11 protein-coding genes are annotated in these 24,011 nt (G+C 29.5%); all 11 read right to left on the bottom strand.

Translation table 11 applies throughout. The features are described from left to right. Positions 1-49: 49 nt before the first annotated feature. From CSPA_RS28615 to CSPA_RS28565, 11 genes are read right to left on the bottom strand one after another with little or no spacing between them, the layout of a single operon-like run. Positions 50-3,808 (bottom strand): hypothetical protein, encoded by a 3,759-nt coding sequence (locus CSPA_RS28615; protein WP_015395907.1) that lies wholly within the window; start codon positions 3,806-3,808, stop codon positions 50-52. Further along, positions 3,805-7,824: an Ig-like domain-containing protein gene (locus CSPA_RS28610; RefSeq protein WP_015395906.1), complete on the bottom strand. Its 4,020-nt coding sequence runs from the start codon at positions 7,822-7,824 to the stop codon at positions 3,805-3,807. The genes CSPA_RS28615 and CSPA_RS28610 overlap by 4 nt, the downstream gene beginning before the upstream one ends. Further along, complete coding sequence (locus tag CSPA_RS28605) at positions 7,818-8,957, bottom strand: hypothetical protein (RefSeq protein ID WP_015395905.1); 1,140 nt, start codon at positions 8,955-8,957, stop codon at positions 7,818-7,820. The genes CSPA_RS28610 and CSPA_RS28605 overlap by 7 nt, the downstream gene beginning before the upstream one ends. 2 nt (positions 8,958-8,959) lie before the next feature. After that, complete coding sequence (locus CSPA_RS28600) at positions 8,960-9,640, bottom strand: hypothetical protein (RefSeq protein ID WP_015395904.1); 681 nt, start codon at positions 9,638-9,640, stop codon at positions 8,960-8,962. 13 nt (positions 9,641-9,653) lie between these two features. Beyond that, positions 9,654-10,496, bottom strand: coding sequence for a baseplate J/gp47 family protein (locus CSPA_RS28595; RefSeq protein WP_015395903.1), 843 nt, complete (start codon positions 10,494-10,496; stop codon positions 9,654-9,656). After that, entirely contained in the window at positions 10,477-10,893 is a 417-nt protein-coding gene (locus CSPA_RS28590) for a hypothetical protein (RefSeq protein WP_015395902.1), read from the bottom strand. Before CSPA_RS28590 ends, CSPA_RS28595 begins: the two co-directional genes overlap by 20 nt. Then, positions 10,894-11,658: a hypothetical protein gene (locus CSPA_RS28585; protein ID WP_015395901.1), complete on the bottom strand. Its 765-nt coding sequence runs from the start codon at positions 11,656-11,658 to the stop codon at positions 10,894-10,896. A 2-nt stretch (positions 11,659-11,660) separates the two neighbouring features. Next, complete coding sequence (locus CSPA_RS28580; RefSeq protein ID WP_015395900.1) at positions 11,661-17,306, bottom strand: transglycosylase SLT domain-containing protein; 5,646 nt, start codon at positions 17,304-17,306, stop codon at positions 11,661-11,663. A gap of 10 nt (positions 17,307-17,316) precedes the next feature. Further along, entirely contained in the window at positions 17,317-22,896 is a 5,580-nt protein-coding gene (locus CSPA_RS28575) for a hypothetical protein (RefSeq protein WP_015395899.1), read from the bottom strand. Further along, the gene (locus CSPA_RS28570; protein ID WP_015395898.1) at positions 22,893-23,336 is read right to left on the bottom strand and encodes a hypothetical protein; all 444 of its coding nucleotides are present in this window, start codon (positions 23,334-23,336) and stop codon (positions 22,893-22,895) included. The genes CSPA_RS28575 and CSPA_RS28570 overlap by 4 nt, the downstream gene beginning before the upstream one ends. Next, entirely contained in the window at positions 23,299-24,009 is a 711-nt protein-coding gene (locus tag CSPA_RS28565) for a hypothetical protein (protein WP_015395897.1), read from the bottom strand. The genes CSPA_RS28570 and CSPA_RS28565 overlap by 38 nt, the downstream gene beginning before the upstream one ends. Positions 24,010-24,011 lie beyond the last annotated feature (2 nt).

The following is a 24,011-nucleotide window of genomic DNA, read 5'->3' as shown; positions in this document are numbered from 1 at the left end:
CTTTACATTAAAGTAGCTTACAATATAGCTCGCACTTCATTATTTAATTTTAATCAATAACTTTAACTGTTATATATGGGTTGAAATTAAGTGCATTTACTACCTTTCTGTTTACCTTCATTGTATTTTGAGGCATTAATTCATCATCTACAACATCGACATATTCTATAATTGGGTACATTCCATATGCACACCATCTATTAACGGCATTTTCAATATCATCCCTAGAATATATTCCTCCATTTATTTTTAGCATCCTCTTATCAAGTCTTATAACTATAACTGAATTTTCATGATAAGGCTTACCATCTAAAGTTCCTATATCTAAATAATAATCACTTTCCGGCTCAAGCTCCTGCCTTAATTTATCAGACATTGCTTCAATTATTCCGCCGCCTCTTTGCCTTGTGTCAATTAATACTGTTGATTTCTGAGATGCATGATGTCTTACAAAAAGTCTTCCTATAAGCAAGTCAAAGCTACCTTCTGCTTCCTGAGTATCAAATCTATGATATATTGTAAATTCTTGATCTTTATCTTCTTTGACTTTATTAGTCTTTACTTCAATTTGCCTCATTGGTCTTAAGAAGAAATAAATGGTTTTATTAAATAAATTATAAACCTGTTTTTCTTCCTGAATCTCATTACTAGTATCTGTATAAGTACAATATTTACTTGGATTAATATTTACATCAATCATCTTTTTATTCTTATCAGCTTTACCATCTGTTAAAGGATAATAGCCTTTATAGTGAAAAAATAGCTCTTCATAAGAATAATTTATAAGTATATTATCATTTTCTGAAATAACATTTTTAAATTCTATATATCCATATTTAAAATTAAAGCTTTCTACAGTAAGTTGTTTTAAGGAACCATCATGAAGGACTTTATAAGCTTCTATGTTTACAGGATTACCTAAAGCATTTACTTTCACATATAAAGGATAGTGGACAGTTTTTACTGTATTATTCCCAACATATTGAGGTATTTCATCTTTAACATCTTTATATGGGCTGCCATAACCCCCCCAAACCTGTGAATGAAATTCAGGTATAGAATATATTAACTGGGTATCATCATTTTCATATACTTTTTTAAAGTAGCTGTATTTAAATTTTGGATACCATTCTTTTAATGGATTTGTTTCATCTGGGCCACATAACCTTATTTTATTTATGTTTCTGCATAAAACAGAATATCCTTTAAATATTTTTCCATTAACTACTTGATAAATACTATCTGGATCCATGGATTTATTATATCTTGTAACACCATCTTCTGTGTTTTTAATACCTGTATCTTCATAGGTTCTTGCATATATTAGTCCAGAACCATCTGGATCTGTATATAAAATAACTTTATCTCTTACTAAAAAGCTATTGAAATCATCAATGTCAACTCCTACTTTAACTACTTCAGCATTTTCGATTTCTTCACGATGATCTTCTCCTGCATACTTAAGCAATATACTTTTTGCTGTTAAATATCCTGTTACAGCCTTTGGAGATACAATCATATTGTCATTCTTAAATAAATCTTTCTCTGAATATAAAGCATACTTTTTATTTAGTACCTCTGCTTCTATTGGAGGAGTCTTAATGCTTCCTGCTGATATTACATATTGAATCCTTATTTTACGTCTTTCATCGTATATAACATTAAAATCTTTCATTTTAACTTTAGTTTGAAGAGTTATTCCTTGGGCTTCTTTTATCTCATACTCAACATGATTATCCATTGCTTGTATCACACTTATCTTTTCAAGGATTCCAACTTTAACATCAAGAGGTGATATTTCATCTTTTAAGGTATAAGCCTCCTGAGCTATACCATCATACATTGCATATACAGGGTTTGCAGCTAATGGCACAAAGCTAGTATATATATAAGCATCAAAAATATCGGCATATTTAGTAGGTTCTAAAAAGACCTTATATTTATAAGTATCAAGCAGTGGCATATTATTTTCATTAACCAATTTAATATTATCTGCCTTGTAATTTCCATATTCATCTCTTCCAAGATTGTTATAAACTCTATATTTAAGCTTATATTTATAGTAAAGAGGGGTTTCATCCTTAAACTTATCTGTGATATAAAATAAATCATCATCTATTAAATCATTTCCCTCTATATCATGAAGGATTCCACTTTCATCAGCATACATTATAAATTCTCTCTCAGCTTCTGGATCAATATTGCTAAGGCCATCTTTTTTTGTTACATATCCTAAATATTTAGCAGTACCATTATAAAGAGGAATCTTATCACTTATTATCCCTCCATATCTTGCACTTATAAGCCAGTAACGCGGAACGAATCCTTCTCCTTTAATAGTAAAAATATTATAACTATCCTTAAAGAAATCATAAGGTTCATTGGCAGAGTTTATATATTTCAAGGTACCAAATTTTTTCCCATTATCATACTTCTTTATTCTTGGTATCCTTACGTTTTGTGTTCCTCTAAACTGTTCGTAAACTTCAATATATTCAGGATTTTGATCTATTTCTAGACTTTCATCCCAGTCCACATACTGCCTATATAACGTTCCTGAATATCCATGATACTCTGTATTTTCTTCACCTTGAAATTCAATACTTGAAGGAAAAAAATCATCATTCTTTTCAGGTAAATTTCTCTTACTGATCCACTTCACAACATTTTTTACGCCAACTGAATTTGTATCTGTTTCCTGAATTGAAATTGTATCATTATAACTTGCAACTGTATTGTAATAAAAGCCTAAATTTACAGCACAGTCTGGTACATTCTTTCCTACTCTTATGGTTCTATTATTGTATTTGTTAAATTCAAAATGGGCATCAGTATTTCTAAGAAGATTTCCATCTTGAAAATCACTTTCATATTTTTCAAAGCTATTAGAAGGAACTTTTGGAAAATCAATATTGGTATCTTTAAAGTTAGGCTTATCATCCCAAGTCCAAGTATTCTGTCCTATAACATAGGTGGTTTCTGTTTCATCTATTTTTCGTGCATTAAAGATTATATTTATTACTTCTTCTCCATAAGACCATTCTCCATCGTTCTTATCTTCAAAATCTTTAAAGGTTAATATTAAATACTCTGTTCCATTGAAGGGAAGTTTTGAAGTTAGTGTAATATCTACTTTTGGAACTGCATATATTTTATTTCCCTTACCTGATTCTATATTATCGCTTTTGTCATCTCGTATGACTTTTGCATTAACTACAGTTTGAGTACTTGCTGAACATGTGAATTTACTTGCAGTATTAACATGGTTCATGGTTTGTAAATTTGATTCTATACTTAAACTATTATCAGAAACTGCCAAGCAGGCTTTAGTTGGATGCAAATCCTTACCTGAAACTTTATATTCAGTATTGTAATTAACTTCAATACTTCTAATTCCATTATTCTCCACCAAGTTATATTCTGGATCCAAGTAATATTCATAATATTGATTAGTAACACTTTCATTGGAAAAGCTTTTAATAACATCTATTTCAATTACTCTAAGCTGCTTTGTTCCATCAGAATAAGTTATTAAGAATTCAAAAGAATCATCTCCATGAAAACCTGTCATACAAGTATAGGTGAACTTTATTCTATCCCCTTGAACTTTTATATCTGCAAATAAAATAGTACCATAAGGATTTTCTTTAGTAGTTTTATACGTATCTCTTTTATATGCATTTGAAAGTTCAATGCCTGTAACTCCTATTCTGCCTATTGGAATTATCCCATGAAGAATTGAATTTTCTTTTATTGTGTATTTAATTGTATCTCGAATTTCCTTATAATCTTCTGCCAAGCAAATCACAACTTTCTATTATATATTTTAACTTCATCTTTTACATCCGTTGATACAGTTGCCTTAATAGTATCAATACAATTTTCTAATGAAGCTGTATATCTGCAATATATGATTCCATTAGAATCTGTCTTTTCATTTCTTATGTTAATGCTGCCTTTAGCTGCTACTATATTAACCTTAACATTTTCTATTGGATTACTATTTTTATCTAATACCTGAACTAGCGTATTCATTGTATCCAATCCATTAGCATATATATAATCGCTTGATGGGTATATGGTTACACTCCTTGGTTCATCTACATAATCACATATAAAAACATATCCATTATATCTTGCGCTATATATAGGATTAAAGCTTATATCGCTTAATTCCCTACAGGCAGAAATTTTATTTGTCTCATAAAATATTTTTATATTTTCAGCCTTTTCACCAGTTTCTTTATTAAAATCTATCTTAAAAGTATCTTTTGAGTAATCATAATTAACAGCAAAAGAATACAATAACTTATAAGCAACTTTAATATGCGTTCCCTTTTTTATCTTTTCATTAAAAATTATTACATTATCCTTTATAGTATACTGCAAATATTGTTTATAGTCTATTTCGACTTTTAAACTCTTGATATCTATATTCAAATATTTCAAGTATAAAGTCTTAAAACCTAAAGACTCAAATTCTTCTGTATTCGTTAAAACATAATTGTAATTTTCATCTGTAAAGAATACCTGTGTATATGCTGCATCACGTTCGTCACAGTAAATAATTATTGGTGCATACTGTTGAGGAATTGGAGATAAAGTAATGGTATTATCAGTAATTCTATACGTAGCTCCAGCTTGGTTATTTTCTATGAGCTGCTCATCATATAATATATCATCACTTTTAATATAAACTTCATTTCCTACCTTAGATATTGAAAAATCTGAAATATCTCCATATGGATAGAAATTAGTATTAACCACATTCCCTACATTAAATCCTAATGCAGTTGATAAATGAGTTAAGTCTCCATTTAAATCACTTATTAATAACTCATCTTTAGCATCATATTTTAAGGAATGAGTAAATACATACTCATATTTTGCTTCATCTGTAGTTACAATGTGCTCAACTAAAGTACAAGTGGAAGCATCAAGGCCACATACAGAGCAAGTTGGTGAGGTTTCTGATATATGTGTTTCCCCTGGATAAATAGATATATTATTATGGTGGAATAAGTAATAATCATAATAACTAAGAGCTTCTACATATATATTTCCAAAGCCTGGCAGATAATCTTTTCTTTCTTCATCAGTATATTCATATCTTTGAACTTTCATTTCCATATAAAATATTTTAGAATTTGGCTTTAATATTATCATATACCTTATGAATCTTTTTAAATCAGTTTTGACTGTATTTATATCAACCTTCTGCCAATCAAAATACTTTACATTCCCTTGAATATCATTTTTATGGTCAGCCTGTACCATATAAATTTCTATTTCCCCTTGGTAAACAGGATTAAATTCTATACTTCTTTCTTTTATTTCTTCTGCAGTATCTCCTAAATCCATAAAAGTTCCTACATATGCGCCATCTACAGAATAAGACATTGGCATAAGAATTTCCTCATTATAGGATACATTATAAGATAAATAAAAATTCATATGATTTCGCCAATCAGCTTCGCAGTCATAAAGAAGAGTTCTTTTCCTAAGCTTAGGTTTTCTTGATGGCTTCAAAACAAATTTTAATATTAAAGTTCTAGATAACTGCAATTCTTTTGGGATTTCCTTATCCCTATATATTCTTACTGGAGAATTATAAACTCCATTTATTTCATCATAAGCATAGGCATAAACTTCTATTGTACTATTTGGTGTTCCTGCCTCATCCCATGTGATTTTAGAATAATGAGTTACCTTATCATTAAAGACAAATGGCTTTGTATAATATTCATAGTATGGTGCATATTCTCTATAATAATCATTATAGGATTCAATTGCCTTGGGCCATACCATGTCATCAGCCCATTCATAGTGATAACTATCAAGAAGAAGATCTTCTTTAGTAGATAAATGATACGTATATTTTTTATTTTCCTTCTTTTCTCCTTGCACTCCTATTTCTAGCTTCACCTGAACATCTTTAGTTAAGTAAAGATCCTCTTCGATAAGGTTTTGATCATCTGGTACACATTTAGAATATAAAAAATACTCATTTTGATTATAATAGTAATATCCATTATGAATACTTGGACTCCATTTTGCAGTTGCACTTTGCAGGTTTCTACAAGTTACTGTAACTGTAGTATCTATGCTTCCATCTTCCTTTATAATTAAATCTGGAATGTTACTTATAATTAAAATATCATTAATACTAGGAACTATTCTAAGTTCAAATCTTTTATATGCCGCCAAATCAACAGAAATTCCTGATATAGTATAGGTATATTTATGATCTCTATTATCTTCTATGACATATGGACCTACTTCAGTTTGAGTTATAAATTCACTGTGCTCACTGTCATCGGCAAAAATTGAATCTGAATAAAAGGTAATGCCATCTCCATCGACTTGCGTATAGTCATGATCTTTAACTGGATTGTCCCATTTAAATTGTACATAACCGCTATCTGGTGAAATAGTTTCAAATACACAATAATATTTCTTATTTATTACTGATTTTGACGTATCAAAAGTATTCATATTAACATGAAGATTCTTTAATCCATCCTTACTGCTTTCAAAGTCTCCATTAATTACTCCAGTAAGTGGATCATAATCTTTTGTTGGATACCATTCAACATATTCCTTAGTAAGCTTAGTAGCCTTTGCTCCAACTGTGAACATATGGTCAAAGTAACCATGTTCACTCCAAGAAAAGGAATTATTATTTTTTATAGCTCGTCCACCATATGCCGGGCTATATACCACAGCTTCACCAGAGGTATTAAAAATTTCTATTGTAAATTTATATCTCTTTTTATAATTTTCTACTAAAAGCTTAGGGAAAAATTGATATAAATATATTTCTGCAACTTGAACCTTATCGTCTAAAGTGTAAGTTAAGTTCTTTTTACTTACCATAGGCTGTCCATAAAGCATTTCACCTTTTGAATCAGCTAGGATATTATTGCACTCCTGTGCTGTAACTCTCACTGTAAAGGCTGCGTTATATCCCAGATATGGAACTTCCCCAACTAATTTAAATCTATACTTAAATTTTATAGCATGATGTTTTATATCATTACTTGCCCTTATACCATAAATCTTATTGTATAGCTTAAACTTATGATTTAAACTTAAATCACTTGCTTTGCATAACAAACAGTCATTATCATCTCCAACTCCTGAAGCAAAAGCTTTTAGTTTACTTGGATAATCTTTGTTTATTTCACAAATGGTCTCATCTCTATCTTCAACTTCAAAAACAGGATAAGTGCTTTCTTCTGCTTGCTCCAATAATGTTATGGAACAAGGCAGTGATTGTAATTTTTCTAAGGCTGAATTTACAGCACTAATGTATCTAGTATAGGTTGCACCTGTTTTTAAATCGCCTTCAATATAATATCCAATTCCACTTGGTACTTGATAAATTATATTATCATGTTCATCTTTAAGATATTTTATTTCTTCGCTGGCTTCCCAATACCACTTAACTACATTATTGTATAGCTGAACGCACTTTAATACTGGCTGCACCTTTGTAGCACTTAATTTTGCCATTATAGCAGGTTCAGGACTAAATACATTAGTATCATCAGTATTAAAATAAACCTCTATTCCATCAGTATTAGATGTAATTTCATAACCATATAGTGCTAAATCCTTTTGACTTATGGTATTTCTTGCACAAAATCTTCCTATTTCCCTTGAAAAATAATCTATTAAATTATGTTTTTCAAGCTGTACTGGTTCCGTACTTGATAAATCAATATTTTGTTTTGTAATCGTCTTTGATAAGTCAACTAGGGAATTCATTACCAAATTCTCTATTGTAATGGTTATTTTATATTGAAATTTTTCAATTACCATCTTTCATATCCCCCCTTATCAAAATAGCCATAATCACTAAACCCTTTGATATTAGAATCATATGTAGCTGGGATAAATCCAAAGGTATCTACCTTATATTCATCACTATTTTGTATCCAGCATGCTTCATTATACATAAAATCGTCCCACATAATGCTGCCGTTATTCTTAATATTTTTTACATACTTTAGCATTAAATCTTTGGGCATTCCATTAGCATTATAGGTCTCATTGCTAAATTTATTATTACTATGATCTATTAATGCCTTTATTTCAAGTCCGCTTATATAACTGACATCAACATATGTTTCATTAGTTCCAAGAGCTTTAATCACTAAATATCCTTCTGGTGTATAAAGTATTTCTTCTTCCTTAACAATTTCATTTTTCACTTTAATTAAATTAGCTATAACCATAGAATCTTTAATTACAAAATCTTCATTTGTATCTTTCCATATTTTATGCTTTCTCATACCAAGCTCCCTTGATATACCATTAGCTAATCCTTTTTTACTTGAATTTGCAGGATTTTTAAAGACATCTAATATTCTATTTTTATATTCTTCATTTTTTTCTCCATATAATCTTGGACATGAAAGTAAAGCTCCAAATTCATCAAAGTAATTCCAAATTTGATGAATAGATAATGCAAAAGTATTAACAGTTCCATCTTTTAATTCTACAGTTATCTGACCACCTTCATAATTATCATCAATATCATAAGCTTCCCTTACATAAATAATTTTATTTTCAATGTCCAAAAAATAATAGTCTGGCTGCATAATATTATTATCTATTATTCCATAATTATATCCGAGTCCAAAAAAATCATATAATTTATCAGCTTTACTCAATAGCTCGTGCTTAGTAGAAATAATCTTGATACTACTCATATCATAATAAGAAGGCAGTATTGCTTTATATACAATGTCAACAAACTTAGTATCTGCATCTTCTATTCTTGTTTGCTTATATGCATAATTTAAAATATATTCTATGTCGTCTAGCTGAATTCCAAAAAAATTTAAAAATTGCAACCCGATAGACTCTGCGGGTTGCTTTCTCATTTGAAACCAAAATGGTAACATGGATCTTATTTTTTCAGTATATTTGGCGAACTTAAAATCTGACATCTTTAAATCATCACCCCTCTAAAAACTAATCCTTTCAAATCTCCATTAATACTATTTAGTGTTTTATCTGATTGATCTACAACATCTGTAATTAAAAATAGAAATATATCTAAAATAGTTACAGTTTTAGTATAAGCGTCAGGATAAAATACTGAGCCACAAACATTTTTAATCATATCAACAGCTATGCTTTGTCTATGACTATTCCATAACTGATATTTTTCTAAAACAATTTCTAACACCTTTTTTTCTTCTGTAGAATATGATGTATCACTTATGTAAAAATAATTTAATTCATTTATTATTTTACTAAGCACCTCAACACTTCTATTTTCCAATTGGTTATAATCAATATCCTCATTGTTATCTACATATTTTACAAAGTCTTTTAAGAAAAACCTACAAATATCTAGATGTTTACTGATTATTTCTTTAAATAATATTTCTTTACCCTTATTTTTCATTTCAAAACAATTTCTAATTGTGTTTTTGTTATATTCAATCCTTGTAAATACAGGATGATAAATTAACCTTAGTTTATCATTTTCTTCATCATTGGAATTTTTTCTTCTTTTTCTCTTTATTCCAACATATGTGCCAATTATAGCTATTATTGAAGTTAAAACTGCCGTTACTGCTTTTACTATTTCAACTTGTACTTCTGGCTCACTATTGTAGAACATCGTATTCTCTCCTTTATGCTACTGTAATTGCGTCTGTATCTGTTGATACCTGAAATTTTTCATCCCATCTTAAGCCTTGATTAATAAACAAGCATACTTCATCATTTACCTTCAATAAATTACATGCATAATTAACTATTTCGTTATTATCTTTTGTATTATTTAAAGTAGTTTGCATAATTACTTTAGTAAGTTCATTTATAATAAGAACATCTCCAATAGAAATGGAATTAATATAATCTATAATATTTGTCCTTACAGCAACAGCTAAGGATTGCTTTTCTGTATCTGTAAGATTATTTGAATAAGTTAGAGATATTGATAGCTTAACATATTTCAATGTTGGCAGTTTAATAATCACCTTTTCTCCATAGGAGCATACATCTAATATTGCTTTTTGTACTTTGTTTAAGGTATCATCTTCAGCTTTAGCAAATGAACTTATTATTGGCATAACCGTAAAACTTCCTGGACCATTAGAATATTTCTTCATAACAATATCATCTACATATTTAATTCCTAAAGCTGCAAGCCTTATAGATGTTTCATTAGCTTTTGAAAGACTTAAGCATTGATTAGTTATCCTATTCCTATAATCTACATCTACTTCATTAATTGCTCTTTTGCAGGCTAATAACTTTCCAATAGCGTCTAAAAATTCTCCTGTTGCAGTAGTTACAAAGGCTTGTACATGATTTAACTCTAAAGTGTCATAAAACTCTGCTAGATTCTTTGCTATTATATCTGCAAACAACTTTGCAGTTCCTCCAGGAGTAGTTGTAAATCCGTTCTGACTAAACTGCTCATTCAGCTGCTCACATATTTCATTAAAACTCTTATTGTTTATAAGTTCCATAATTTATCTTTACACCTCCAACTACATCAATTCGTACATTTATTAAAGAAGTTGAATTTCCATACTGGCTGTTTATAAAAACTAATATTCCAATGCTGTTTTTTCCCAGTTGTGATATGCAGTATATTTCCTTTTTAGATAAAAAACCATCATAGGAAACTGAATTTTCTATTGCACTTATTATCTTTTTAGCTGTAGTTTCATTACAGGCTTCACCTATAAACTCTTCAAGATTTGCCCCAATATTAGTGTTAAACCAGTCATTAACTACAGATTTAATCCTGCATAATGCAATTTGTCTAATTAGACCATCTTCTATGGCTCTAGCAGCATCTTTTTGGCTTATATCAAATTTAAGCTCCCCGTTATCACTTATTGCAAAATCCCTTACTATCACTTATTTCACCCCTGTTATATTATCAACATTGAGCTCTAATTCCCTCGCTGTTATGGTTATTTTATCCCTTGCTTTAATATCTATACTATTAGTAATTACCGACCAATTTTCTGTTTTAGTACATACATTATTTCCTAATATCTCGATTGTTTTATTAGTAGGATCTATTTTAATACCTGTGTTTGTTTCTACAAATATATTTATAATGCCCGTATCAGTAATTTTAATCACACTCGACGACACAGGATTATATATTCCAATATCCTGACCATTAAAATTTCCTTTTGAATACATGAGCTTATCTGCATCACTTATAGGATTAGAATTTGAGTATTCACCTGTTTTTATTAAACTTTTATTATCCTTATCTATCCATGTTTTACAAGATGGTGAGGTTATTTCACCATATAAAGTATCTTGATTTACTGTAAGCTCACCTTTTCTTAAGTGCCTTTCTTTTATTCTTGTATTATAAGCATATACTTCATCTGCAATACCAACTATCTTAGGTTGAAAAAGGGAACTGTTTGCAAATTGTATATATACAATATCATTTATACCAAGTCCACTTGAATGAACGCCTTTTGAGGAAATTTGTATAGGAACATCTGTTAGAGTAGTATTTCCTCCACTTGATAAGCTATCAATATAAACATCTGCTAAATTATTTGTGCTATCATAATTTAATACTGTTCCTTTAACTAAATTAATGTTAGATCTAGTGGTATTTTGAACGGTTTCTGATATTTTGTTAATTATACTCAAAACTATTTCCCCCCTGCCTCTTTTCCTTGTAAATCATCACCACTATCACTCACTGGACTTCCTGGAAGCAATGTCTTTTGTCCTGCAACTGATGCACAGAATGGATAAGTTTTTCCATCAGATTTCAATACATATAGTGGTACTAAATTAATGCAGTTTCTATAAGCAAACATATCATAAAGCCATGTAAAACCAATATTAATAATAATATCTAATGCAATCATTATAATTATAGAAGGTGGGAATATAGTACCTGCTGCAATTTCAGCCGAAGAAGAAACCACTGTAGCAACTTCCTTTACATCTTTAAAAACAGTTACTGCCTTTTTAACAGTATTAACTTCTTCTAAAAATTCAGTTGCATTTGTAAGCATTTTAGTTGATTTTACATAATTAAACATAGTCTTTCCTAAGCCATTTACAAAGTTTTTCTTATTTAAAAACATATTTGCTAACTTTGTATATTTACTTCCTTCTCCACCCTTATAGAAAGCTAATATGGATGAATTTATTAATGCAGTAATATTAATTTTAAACTTTGAAAAGGCTTGTACTGAACTTACAACATTGCTGATTCCACTCTTTTTTAATGTGTTATTTGCAATTAAACCTGGTGTCATTGTAGTTACAAAACCTGAATCTATACTTAAACTGTGAGTTACACTTCTAACAGTGAACAAGCCACTCATATTGGTGTATTCATCATTCATATATATATAATCGTAAGCCCTTATCTGTGGTTGTCCTAAGACAACAATATTTCCATCATAAGTATTTTTCCAAGAGTTCATAAGTTCGCTTACACAGGTATTTATGGCTAATTGCTTTCCATTATCATACATACCTGTCCATGAAAGAAGCTTAGTTATTATTCCTGGTACCCATGAAAAATCTTGAACAGATGTTGTATCAACAACTTTTGTGCTTTGCTTTGACCAATCTATATTTCTGTCACTCATTATAGCCGGTGTAGAACTTAAATCTCCACCTAAGGAATATATCCCGATATAATTAGTATTATGATTTTTACTATTTAACTTAATACTATTATTTGCAATGCTATCTAACGTAGTTATTTCATGAACCTGTGCAAAAGATTTAGCTCTTTCATAAATTCCATCAGAATTAGCCGCATAATCATATTTACAAAGCCATATAGGAAGACCATAAAACATTCTTGTTTCAAAGCCAAAATACCTTGGATAAGCCACAAATTCTGGAACTGCCTTTTCACACATTTTCATAACGTCCCAAGGAGTTTTTCCACTACAAAAAAATCTAAAATTAAATTCACCATCTGCTGGGTTATATGGATCTTTACAAAATGGAATCCCTTCATATGTTCCCTTATATATATTTTTAACTATGTCATATTGCCTGTAATACATATTTTCATCAACAATATTAGTTAATGTAGCTGCTGGAAAGGCTATAAGTTCTCCTAGTGAAATAAGAGCACTACTTAAACTAAATTCATCTCCATCATGTATATGAAGTCCAAAATTCTCTATTCCATATTTAGATTTATACTTAAAGAACTCTGGCTTAAAAGTAAATTCAAAATCACTTTGCCTTGCTACTAATAAAGTAGCCATTATATTACTTACTTCAACTCCAAGCTTTAAATCCTTATTGGTAGCTTCCGTTTTATCTGTTAAAGGTTCATTCATTAATTCACAACCATCTGATTCTGCGACAAAAGTAATTACTTCATCTGCATCAATTTCTGATATTGTTCCATTAAAACAAACTGGATATCTGGATGGATTTGAACCATAACCAAGTCTTATATGAACTCGCGTACCTTCCCCTAAATTTATTTGGTCATATAAATTATTTTTTAAAGCTATCATTTTATCAGTTATTTTTTCATCAAAAATAGTCCCTGTTGCATCAAACATGAATTTTCTAATCCAATCTCCATCGTCAAAGCCTGCACTACTAATGCTTTCCCCAACATCTGAACTTGTCAGATTTCCGTTGAAATTTGTTAAGGAAACCTGAGCTACAGCTATAGGATTATCATCACTTTCATGTATATTAATATCTGTTGCTGCTCTTGATATATAATAATTTGTCCATAGCTTTTGTCCATCCACCCAGTCAGACTGCTCATCTAAAAATACTAATAAATAACTTGGAAAGGCTCTCGCAAGTAATCCATTTAAATTGTACTGAATAGAATCATTGTACATATGCTCAATTACATGATCTTTATCATTTGCTTCTTTCGTACTTTCACCAATCTTACCATAATTAAATTCTCCAGTACCACGATCAAGTATTTTTTCAACAAAATCCGTACCATATTTATTTGTATCTATGGAACTTAATTTATCTCCATGCTTAGTCCCTGCATGTGGATTCTTGTACATTGCAAGCTTATAACCATATGGATTGGTGGTATCTATTGCTACGGACTTTCCACTAGCACCAGTTGCTGAATATGGGGTTACTGTACTGCCTCCAATTTTAGGTGTATTTGTACTTCCAGATTTACCACCTCCAGCCAAACATTCCCCATAAACTCTTGCTATTTTATTTATATAATAATCCATATGTTGTGTACTTCCACCATTCAAGTTTATGTTTTCAGGACTGACCTTAATAAATCCTTCACCTGGATTATAAGCTATTAACATTTTAGTCATATCGTAACTATATTTTTGTCCGAAATCTGCAAGCATTTTTATACCATAATCTAAATTAAAATCTGCATCTAATAATGATTCCTCTGATAAATTATGGGCTGAACGATTTATTTGCATAAGACCTACACAATTAGTACCTATACCTTCAGTGACATTTCCTCTTGATTCCATAAACATTACAGCTTTAACAAAATTGGGGTCTATATTATATTTAAGTGAATGCGCTAATATTTTATCATCCCAATTATTCATCTGAACTTCATAATTTGAACCTAATTTACCTACTACAGCATCGCCACCTCCAGTTCCACTTGTAGGTGCTGTAGTAATATCTACTGTAGAATCACTTGTATTATCACTTTCAGTTGAACTGCTACTTGAACTTGAATCTCCTGAACCTACATAAAAACCAGGATGGTTTGATAAAAATGCCTGATTTAATTCATTTAAGTTAGGTATTCTCATAACTCTATTGAACGGTCTATCGCTTCTTACTGCAACTCCATATCTGCATCCTGTTTTACTACTACTTGCTTCTGCTGTCTGCCCATTACCAATATATAAAGCTGCATGTCCAGCATCTTCTGAACCATGGTGAACTAGTATATCTCCCAATTGTAAATTGCTTATGTCTATTACTGATTCTGTAGATATCTTTTCTCCTACATTTTCTAATCCATTGGTATCTAAATATGAATGGAGAACTCCAAGCGCTATAAGTCCATATGATACTAAAGATGAACAATCAAAGTATTGCCTACCATTTACAATTTCTCCTTGCCTATGATGTTGATCATATCCACATTTTGCATCCACTCTATCACATATTAAATCTACAAAGACGTTACCTGTTTTTTTATTTATATGTTGTGGCATTTGTACACCAGCACCTTCTATTGAAGTTCCAGTACTCATGGCTACACTAGATTTTTGTGAGTTTTTAAGATTTTCCTCACCTTTGTTTTCCCACTGTGCTAAAAATCCATGATGATTATTTAATTTAAGTGTTTCATATCCATAAGCATAATCTGGCTCTGTAGCTGCATCTGGGGTTATGGTTGGAGTTATAAACAAATCACTTGGATCACTTACCTTAGACATAAGAGCTGAGATTGGATCTGTAGAACCTGAGGAAACAGTGCTTGAAATATCGTTAGCCTTCAATTTATCTGTGTTGTTTATTGTGATATCAGAATATGCAATAAGAGACATTACATAAAAATCTGGATCTAAATAACCGTCATACTCTTTTTCAACTATGCTATCAGGCATTATACACTTATGCCTCGGATATTTTGTATACATAGGCATTTCAAGTAAATTATTTCTTTCTCTAAATGACCTTATTTTAGCAATGGCATCATCAGCTTCTTCATATTTTGGAAGATGCATATCTGGATATAATTCTAATTCTTGAAATCTAGACATTATAGTTGTATCCTGAGATGCCTTGTTTAAGAAGCCACCAGGCTGCATTGAAATTAAATCTCCTCGAGTGCCCTCCCTATTACCTTCAAAGGGTCTCATTGCTATTAATTTCTCTCCCTTAGATTGAGTCGAGCCATAGCTTGTACACATTACTGTAATTGTATAAAGGCCTGGGAAATTTGGAACAGTTTCTACTTTTATATCACTTATAACAACACAATTAATTCCTGTTAACTGCACTAGTTCGTTTTCTATTCTCAAAAATCCTAATCCATTAGCATCTTTGTTAGTTCTTATTAACTGCTTATTTTGTCTGTTTAATTCATTAAACTTCCCTGCAAGATATGAATTTGAAGTTTGAAAAATAAAGCCATACTCAGTATCTGTAGCACCTAAAAACTGCATTGTTGGTGCTTCATGATACTCAAGCTGTATGCTTGGCATAATATTCCCCATAGAAAAGCTCATTTTAACTAACGTAATATCATCATCACTGCTTATAAATTCTGTATAACTGGATTCATCATATATCTTATTTTGTATATCAGAATCTTTTGCACTTTCTTTTGTTAAAATACTAAATTTAAAATCATTAGTTAAAGCTGAAGTAGTTATTGCATGAAGCTTTTCTGGGAAATCCTCATCTACTTCACTAGACTCCGTTAATGGCTTTTGAGTATACCATCTAAATAAATCCCAATCTATTGCATTATCGAAGAAGGCATTAGGAATTCTCAAGTATGGAGTTACATTAAATTCATCTAAGGTTAATACAACCTGAAGAGCTTCTGGGAATCCAGCTATAGTTTCAACATATATATTTCTTATTGCAACATTGTTTACACCATGAGTGATATTTACAACAGTATTTTCTATAGGCATAAAAGGAGTAAATTTCATTTGAGCTATTAAATTTCTAAGACCATCTACATAATAGCTATAATTCATTGGGCCTTCTACTTTATAACCATTTATCTGATTCATGCCATTTAAAATCATGCTTATTTGAATATCTTTTTTTGAATAACCATTTTCTATTTTTATACTTCCTGTTTGTCTTAAAGGCTGAATTGATTTATCAGTAGATCTAGTAGTTACAGTAATAAACTCTGGTGGAATTACTGCAAAAAAGTCCCCTATTCTAAGGATTCTATTTATATCTCCTGTTACTAAACCACTATCACCACTGCTATTACTTTCTGAACTTGAAGAAAGTATTTTTGTTGGATCTGCCATATTATATGCATCTTGTCTATGAGGATATATTATATAATCGTAATATCCTGGAGGAGCAGCTTCAAAATGTCTTTCCTCTGCATATTTATCAAATCTGGATTTTAAAGCATTCATATCACTTCTGGTTGTTTCCTGGGCATTAGCTCCAAAATAAGACATGGTTTTATGTTTACTTACATTAGTAACCTTAGCCATATTTACATGAATATCTTGTGGACTATAATCATCTTTTTGTGCTTTTTCAGTAGTTTTGGGTTCACCTGTAGCATTTGTATCGGCAGTACTTGCACTTGTGCTTGCAGTGGTTTGCTCTTTTGCTGCACTTGTATCCATTTTATACCTCCTACTTTATTGAATTTTCTATCATGCTGTTAATTTCAGCTGGAGTCACTTTTCTTCTTGAATCCATAAAATTAGTGTTAATATTTAAGTGCTTTCCACCTACAGCTTTACTTATAAGCTGTGACATATCACTTTTAGTCGAATTCGATGGTGATTTTGCTGAAATATTAATAGCATTTCCTATTTTCTGCTCTGCATAATATCTTGTATTACTTCTTGGAATATTTTCATAATTTGCATCAACCATATTTATAGGATTACTAACTTTATTAATATTTTCCTTTGTTTTTGCTACTATATTAGGTTCGAATTTTCCATTTAAATTTTTAGATGATACCATTTTGCCTTGGGTTAATGGTTTATTTATGGCCAATACTTTATTTGTATTCTTAGATTTATTTTCAAAGGCTGCTTTTACAGAATTTGAAGCTTTCTTATATCTTCTACTATTTTTCCAACCTTTAATGGCTTCATTTATTGTATTTTCCATTTCATTTATATAAGTATCACCTAGAAAAATTTTTAATTTTTTCTTTGTTAAATTTTTAGCTTCTTTATTAATAATACCGTCTTTATTTAAGCGTTTAGCATTATATATTACATCCTTTGTCTTCTTTATTAGCTCCTTGTTTACCTTGTAATCTAACTCATCAGAATAATCTTTCTCTAGTATCTCACTTAGGGATTCATTACTTAATTCGCCAATTGCTAATCCTGCATATTTTCCATAACCTATCTTCACTTTGTTAATGCTTTGAATATCTTCTTTTGAAGCATCCTTAATATTAAGAGCCTTGTTTAAAAATTCAGGATTATATGCATTTTCTCTGTAGATGGAATTTAAGATTTTTTCATTATTTTTATCTTCTTGCTTTAGGTAATTAATATAACTCTTAACAACCTTTTTCCCTGGCAACTGCAAACTATCATCTTTTTTAATTATGCTTTTTGCTTCTTCCTTTAAAATTCTTTTGGCTTCCCTTATATTTATTCTTGGATACTGTTTTTCTTTTTTTACTGCCTCGAATATTCTTGCATTTTCAATGCTTTCCTTTGTTATTACAGTCTTAAGAAAGTTCTCTACTTTTGGAATAGTATCAATGCTTCTTTCTTTAAACTTTGAGCTATTCTTTAAAAGATTATATAAATTCTCCTTATATTCTTCTTTAGAGGTTCCTGATTTTAGCTTCTCATTAATTGTTTCTGATACCTGTGTTATTTCCCCTTCAGTTATCAGCTTCTTATTTTTTAGCACCTGTATTGTATTTACATAATCTGTTGCCTTAGCTTTATCATATTCTTTTCTTATTTCCCTAAAGGCCTTTATATGAATAGGACTATCTTCTAAATGACTTCTATTAAAAATCTTGTCCAAAATCTCAAAGGATTTAGAAAAAATATTAATATATTCATTTTTTATTTGGGCTTTTATTTTATTTAATACTGTTTCATCAGTTTCCTCTGGCAATGCAATTTTATACTTCCTTACCATTCTTGATATATCAGCAAAGCTTTTTTCTTGAAAGCTTTTTACATGATTTCCTTGAATGTCTTTTAATTTTAATTCTGCATTTCCTTTTTTGTTTCTATAAATTTCTAATACTTTAAAGAGGCCTGCATCATCAATATTTAAAGAATATATTCTATCTCCCTTTAATACCTTTTTACCAGCTATACTAGGAGCATTTTCTCCATAATTTCTTGAATATACTTCGTTAAATATCCCTTTATCTTCAAATTGAACTTTACCCATTGCTTTTTCACTTATACTGTCCATTTTTTTATATAAAGGCACTTTATTTCTTTCGCCTTCAGGGAAAATTCCTTTTTCGTAGAATTTTTCATTGATCAAAGCATTGGACTTTGGATCTTCAATTACCTTTTTTAAATCCACAAGTACATCATTTATTGCTACAGCTCTACCTTGTTTTAAAGCTAGTGAAAAAGCATCTTCTTTAAGCTCCTTAAAAGCCCTTGACCTATTTTCTGGTGAATTCTTCAAATTACTTAAAATATTTATATTATTTATATAAGCGTCTGAAGTTTTAAGCTTTTGTTTTATGTGATCAGAATTTATGTTTAATTTATTATCTTCAGGCTCATCTTTGAAATTATCTTGAGGCTCATTTTTAAAATTATCTTCAAGCTCACTTTCAAATATGCTCATAAAAGTATCCATATTTTTATTCAATTTTGAAGCATCATTTCTCTCAAAATGTGAGCTTTTTCCTTTGTTTAAGCAATAATTATAGTCATATACTTTATTTCTTTGCTTTATTAATAATTCTTGCATAATATTAGCATCATTATTTATAGGACTATTATTTTGGTCTACTTTATAATGACTATCTTCACTTATATCAAAGGATTTTCCGTTTATTTGTTCCTGATAATCATCATTTTCAAGTAATTTGATCATATCAGCTATGTCCTTAGTCTCTTCTTTGGATCTTAAGAAATATTTCCCGTTTTTACTTTTTCTTATTCCTTCGAAAAGAACTTTTATTTTTTGATCTTCACCTAATTTATTCCAAGTACCTGGCACAACCTGAGCATATCCCTTTGGTACCTTTTCATTAACGCAGGTTTTTACAAAGTGTACTAATGGTGAAGTTTTCTCTAAATGGCTTAATACAATACTATTTATGCCAAATTTCTTTAAATAACCTTTACCTATGCTTTCTAAGAGCGTTTTTTCCTTTAATAAAGGCCCTCTTTTTTTCTTTATCTCAGAAATATTTTCAATATCCTTTGTAAAGTTCTCCTTCATATAATTATAAAATTCAGGACTTTTATCTATATTATCAGTGACAAGCTGCTTTCCTATAGACTCATAAGCAAGTTTATAATCTTCTCCAAATATATCTTTGGGATTAACATTATATATGGCCTTGTTATCCTTTATGTCCTCTTTATGATCTGCAGTTTCACTTATATTCAAGGATTTTATCTCATCCTCATTAAGCTTACCACCTTCTAAAGACTTTTTAGCTTTATTTTCTGCTATTGGAGCTTCCGTTGAAAGCTTTAAGGACGCACTATTTTCTATTTCTACTTTAAGGCTCTTTTTAAAGTATCCATTACTATCATTCATTTCATAAATTAAAGCTTTATAATAATCCTTTAATTTCTTTTGAGCCTTTACTTTAAGTACTGACTTATATCTATTTTCTTTAACTGGAGCAATACTTTCATAGCTGCACTTATCCAGCTCATATAAAACATTTATTAAATCTGCACTTGTCTTTTTTAAATTTATCAAATTATCTTTTAAATCTCCCACTAAAGCTTCTGCTTTAAACGCTGGAATAATAATTTCTGATATTTCCGATTTTATTTTAGACTTATGGGCATATTCCTTTGGCTCATAATTGTGAGAAAGGTTTTTATAAATATAGGTTCCCTTCATATCCTTAGAAAATAAATCTTTATATAGTGGATTTTCAAGCTGCAGCTTTTCTATATTTATCTTATAAGCATTTACTCTTTTTTCCTTGCCTTCTTCAATTACTGTATCACTAAAGGTTTCGCTCATATCATATGGCAGAATATATTCTTTATATGTAACTGCATCTTTAATAGATATATCCTTTATCTCTGCTCTTTTAAGCCTATTTTCATAAATTCTTTCATGGTTCTCATTACTACCTTTTTCATTAGCATTAATTTCGTCATATTTTGAAGCATTATCTTGAGCTGCTAATGCAATATTAATATTTGAAGCTTGCTCCATTTTATGTATGAAGTTTTCATTTTTAAACATGTTATTTAAATATCTTTTAGCTATGCTCTTTAAGCTTTCATGCTTATAACCTGTCTTATTATTAATATCCTCCACAGCTCTTTCTATGGCCTCTAAGGACTTATAATTAATTTCTTCTTCCTGCAAATCATGGCCATAATATTTAAAAATTAAGTTAGCCTCATCCTTCATATCCTTTAGCATATCTCTATACTCTTCCTTTGACATTCCATTTATCTTTGCAGCAATAGCATATGCATTTTCTAATTCTTCTTTTAAATTAATTAATTTATCCTTTTCTCCAAAGATTTTTCTTAAATCCTCTAAATTATTTAATTCTTCTATTTCCTCTAAATTAAATATTAAAGAATACATATTCATATATTCTTCAATTTCTTCAAAGGCTGTTTGTTTATACTTTGTACATTTTAATAAGTCATCTTCAAGTTTATTGAAATAGTCAGTATAAGTTATAAAAATATATCCCTTATCATCTATGAATTTAATTGTCTTTGAAATGTCTTCTTCATTCTTAGCTGAATAATATTCTTTGTTTATTATATTATCAATAAATAACTTCACATTTTCTTCAGGAAACTTAAATTTTTCTAAAAGAAATGTTTTTAACTTTTCCTTTGAACTATTATCATTAAGGTAATAAAGCTTTTCCTTTATATTATCAAAATCATCATCCTTTAATAGCTTGTTCTTTAAGTCATCTGCCTTAAGATATTTAATATAATCATTTTTTGATATATTCTCAAAAACATCAATGCCATTTTTAGTTAACATTGATGTTTCCTTATCTGTATAACTTGAATATTTCTTAATTATTCTGCTCTTTAGGCTTGATAAAATATACTCATCTAAATTATCCTTTGCAATATATAAAGCTTTTGTATTAAAATTCTCATAAGCTTCCTCTTTAGCCTCCTTAGAATTAAAATCATCTAAGTATTCTTTAGATTTACTTTCTACAGCAGCTTTGAGGATCTTATAATAATTCTTGTTTTTATCTATATCTTCATATAAATTTATAAAGCAACCCACTCTATCATTAACTAGATTGCCTTCTGTATTTATTAATTCTGGTATGACTTTTTTTATTTCATCCTCTTTTGAATTTTTTAGGAAGGTCTTTAAGTCTTCAGTATAATTATTTTCATATTTATATTTATTAAAACTTTCATATGCATCAGTATATAATTTAAAACTTTTATATCCTGAGCCTATTAAGCTAGTCCATTCTTCTTTTTCCTTTAATGCATTTTCTTTTATATTCTGCCTTGAAGTAGCTAATGCTTTATTTAAGGTTTCCTTTGAAGCTCTTAATGTCATTATTTTATTCATGAATTTTTCTAATTCTTCTTCATTATCTAGTACGATGTAATATATTTTAACTCCAAGTTCTGAAGAATAATCTCCATAGTTTGGTAACATATCATCTTTTAAATAATCATATAAATCTATAATTTCTAACAAAATCTTATTTTCATACATGTTTTTTATTATTTCATTTTTATCTTGTCCTTGTATATCTTTTAAATTATTATAAGTAATCTTGTATGCTTTAAATTTATAAATATGCCCTTTTTCCATTACTACATCCCTATTAGAACTTAAAAGATCGTCATAAGCATTAGAAAAATAAAGGTTTTCCTTTTGCTTAAGTCTTAAAGGTTCATTGACCTTATAAAAAGACTCCTTACTCAATAGAGGGTTAATAATTTCATTTAAAGAAAACATATCTTTAAAAGTTGATTCAGCTAAGTATTTTCCATATTGAATTTTAGATATACTCTTTTCATTTTTAATTGTAGCTAAAGAATTTATATTCATAAGGTACCCAGCCTTTCTTTTATTTTATTTTGGAATTTATCTTTATTGCTTTCATAAGCATTTAAATTTATTGCAGGTGACGTAGAACCATATTTAAAATTTATATTTATATCGGTAAATCCTGCTTCACTTAAAGTTTTTTCCAGCCTATATTTAGCCTCCTGAAGGCCTTTTATTTGATTTGAAACACTTATAAGTTCATTATTATTAATTTTATTTTGAACTTTATTTGTACTTTTAATGGAGTAATTTTGTGCTATAGTCTCTTGAGTTGCTATTAATTTAACCTTCATGACTTGACTTTGCTTATCATCTATATAATACTTAGCTATATTTTCTATAGGAATTATTGACTCATTTATTTGTTTTTTCTTTAGCAAATTTTTAATCTTTTGAGCATCCTTAATCTGAGTACTTTTTAAGTATTTGTCTTCCAACATTCCTATTCAACTCCTCGTCATTCCATTTAGGTCCCATTATAAAGGGTTCATCAATTAAAGGTTTTTTTAGCTGAAGTTTATCAATATTATAAAGCATAGGATCAATTCCATTAGCCCATAGCTCCTTATCTGTAAGCTCCTTTTCAGTTTCTTTAATTTTTTCTTCATCTATTTCATATTCGACTTTGATAAGTGACCCATCACTATTTCTACAGCCTCTAAGAGAAAGTATTTTTTCCGCATCAGCAGTCATTTCCATCATTTTTACATAAGACATATCGTTGATTTCCTTTAAAGATAATTCAGAAAAAGCAGCTTTAATAATAAGCTTACACTCTTTTATAAAGGTCATATTGTTTGTGCGGTTTTCCTCTAGAATTTCTGTTAATCTTATATCCTCAAATATCATGGATTTATCTATAATAACTGATGCTGTAAAATCTGAAAAGCCTGCTATTCCAAGATTAGAGAAGTCTATATTTTGTGGATATACTATTGCTAGCTGACATATGGCATCATTAGAGGTAAAGTTGTCTTCTGCAAACATCTTACATTCTTTGTATTCATAACTTGAAATCAATCTGAATAAATATTCACGATTATTAAATTTAATATATATCAATTTCTCTCCATTATATTTTTCTTTAATAGAAAGAATATCATAAAGTTTCATAG

The sequence above is a fragment of the Clostridium saccharoperbutylacetonicum N1-4(HMT) genome (assembly GCF_000340885.1).
GTDB lineage: Bacteria > Bacillota > Clostridia > Clostridiales > Clostridiaceae > Clostridium > Clostridium saccharoperbutylacetonicum.
This window is presented reverse-complemented; position numbering and strand designations above follow the sequence as displayed.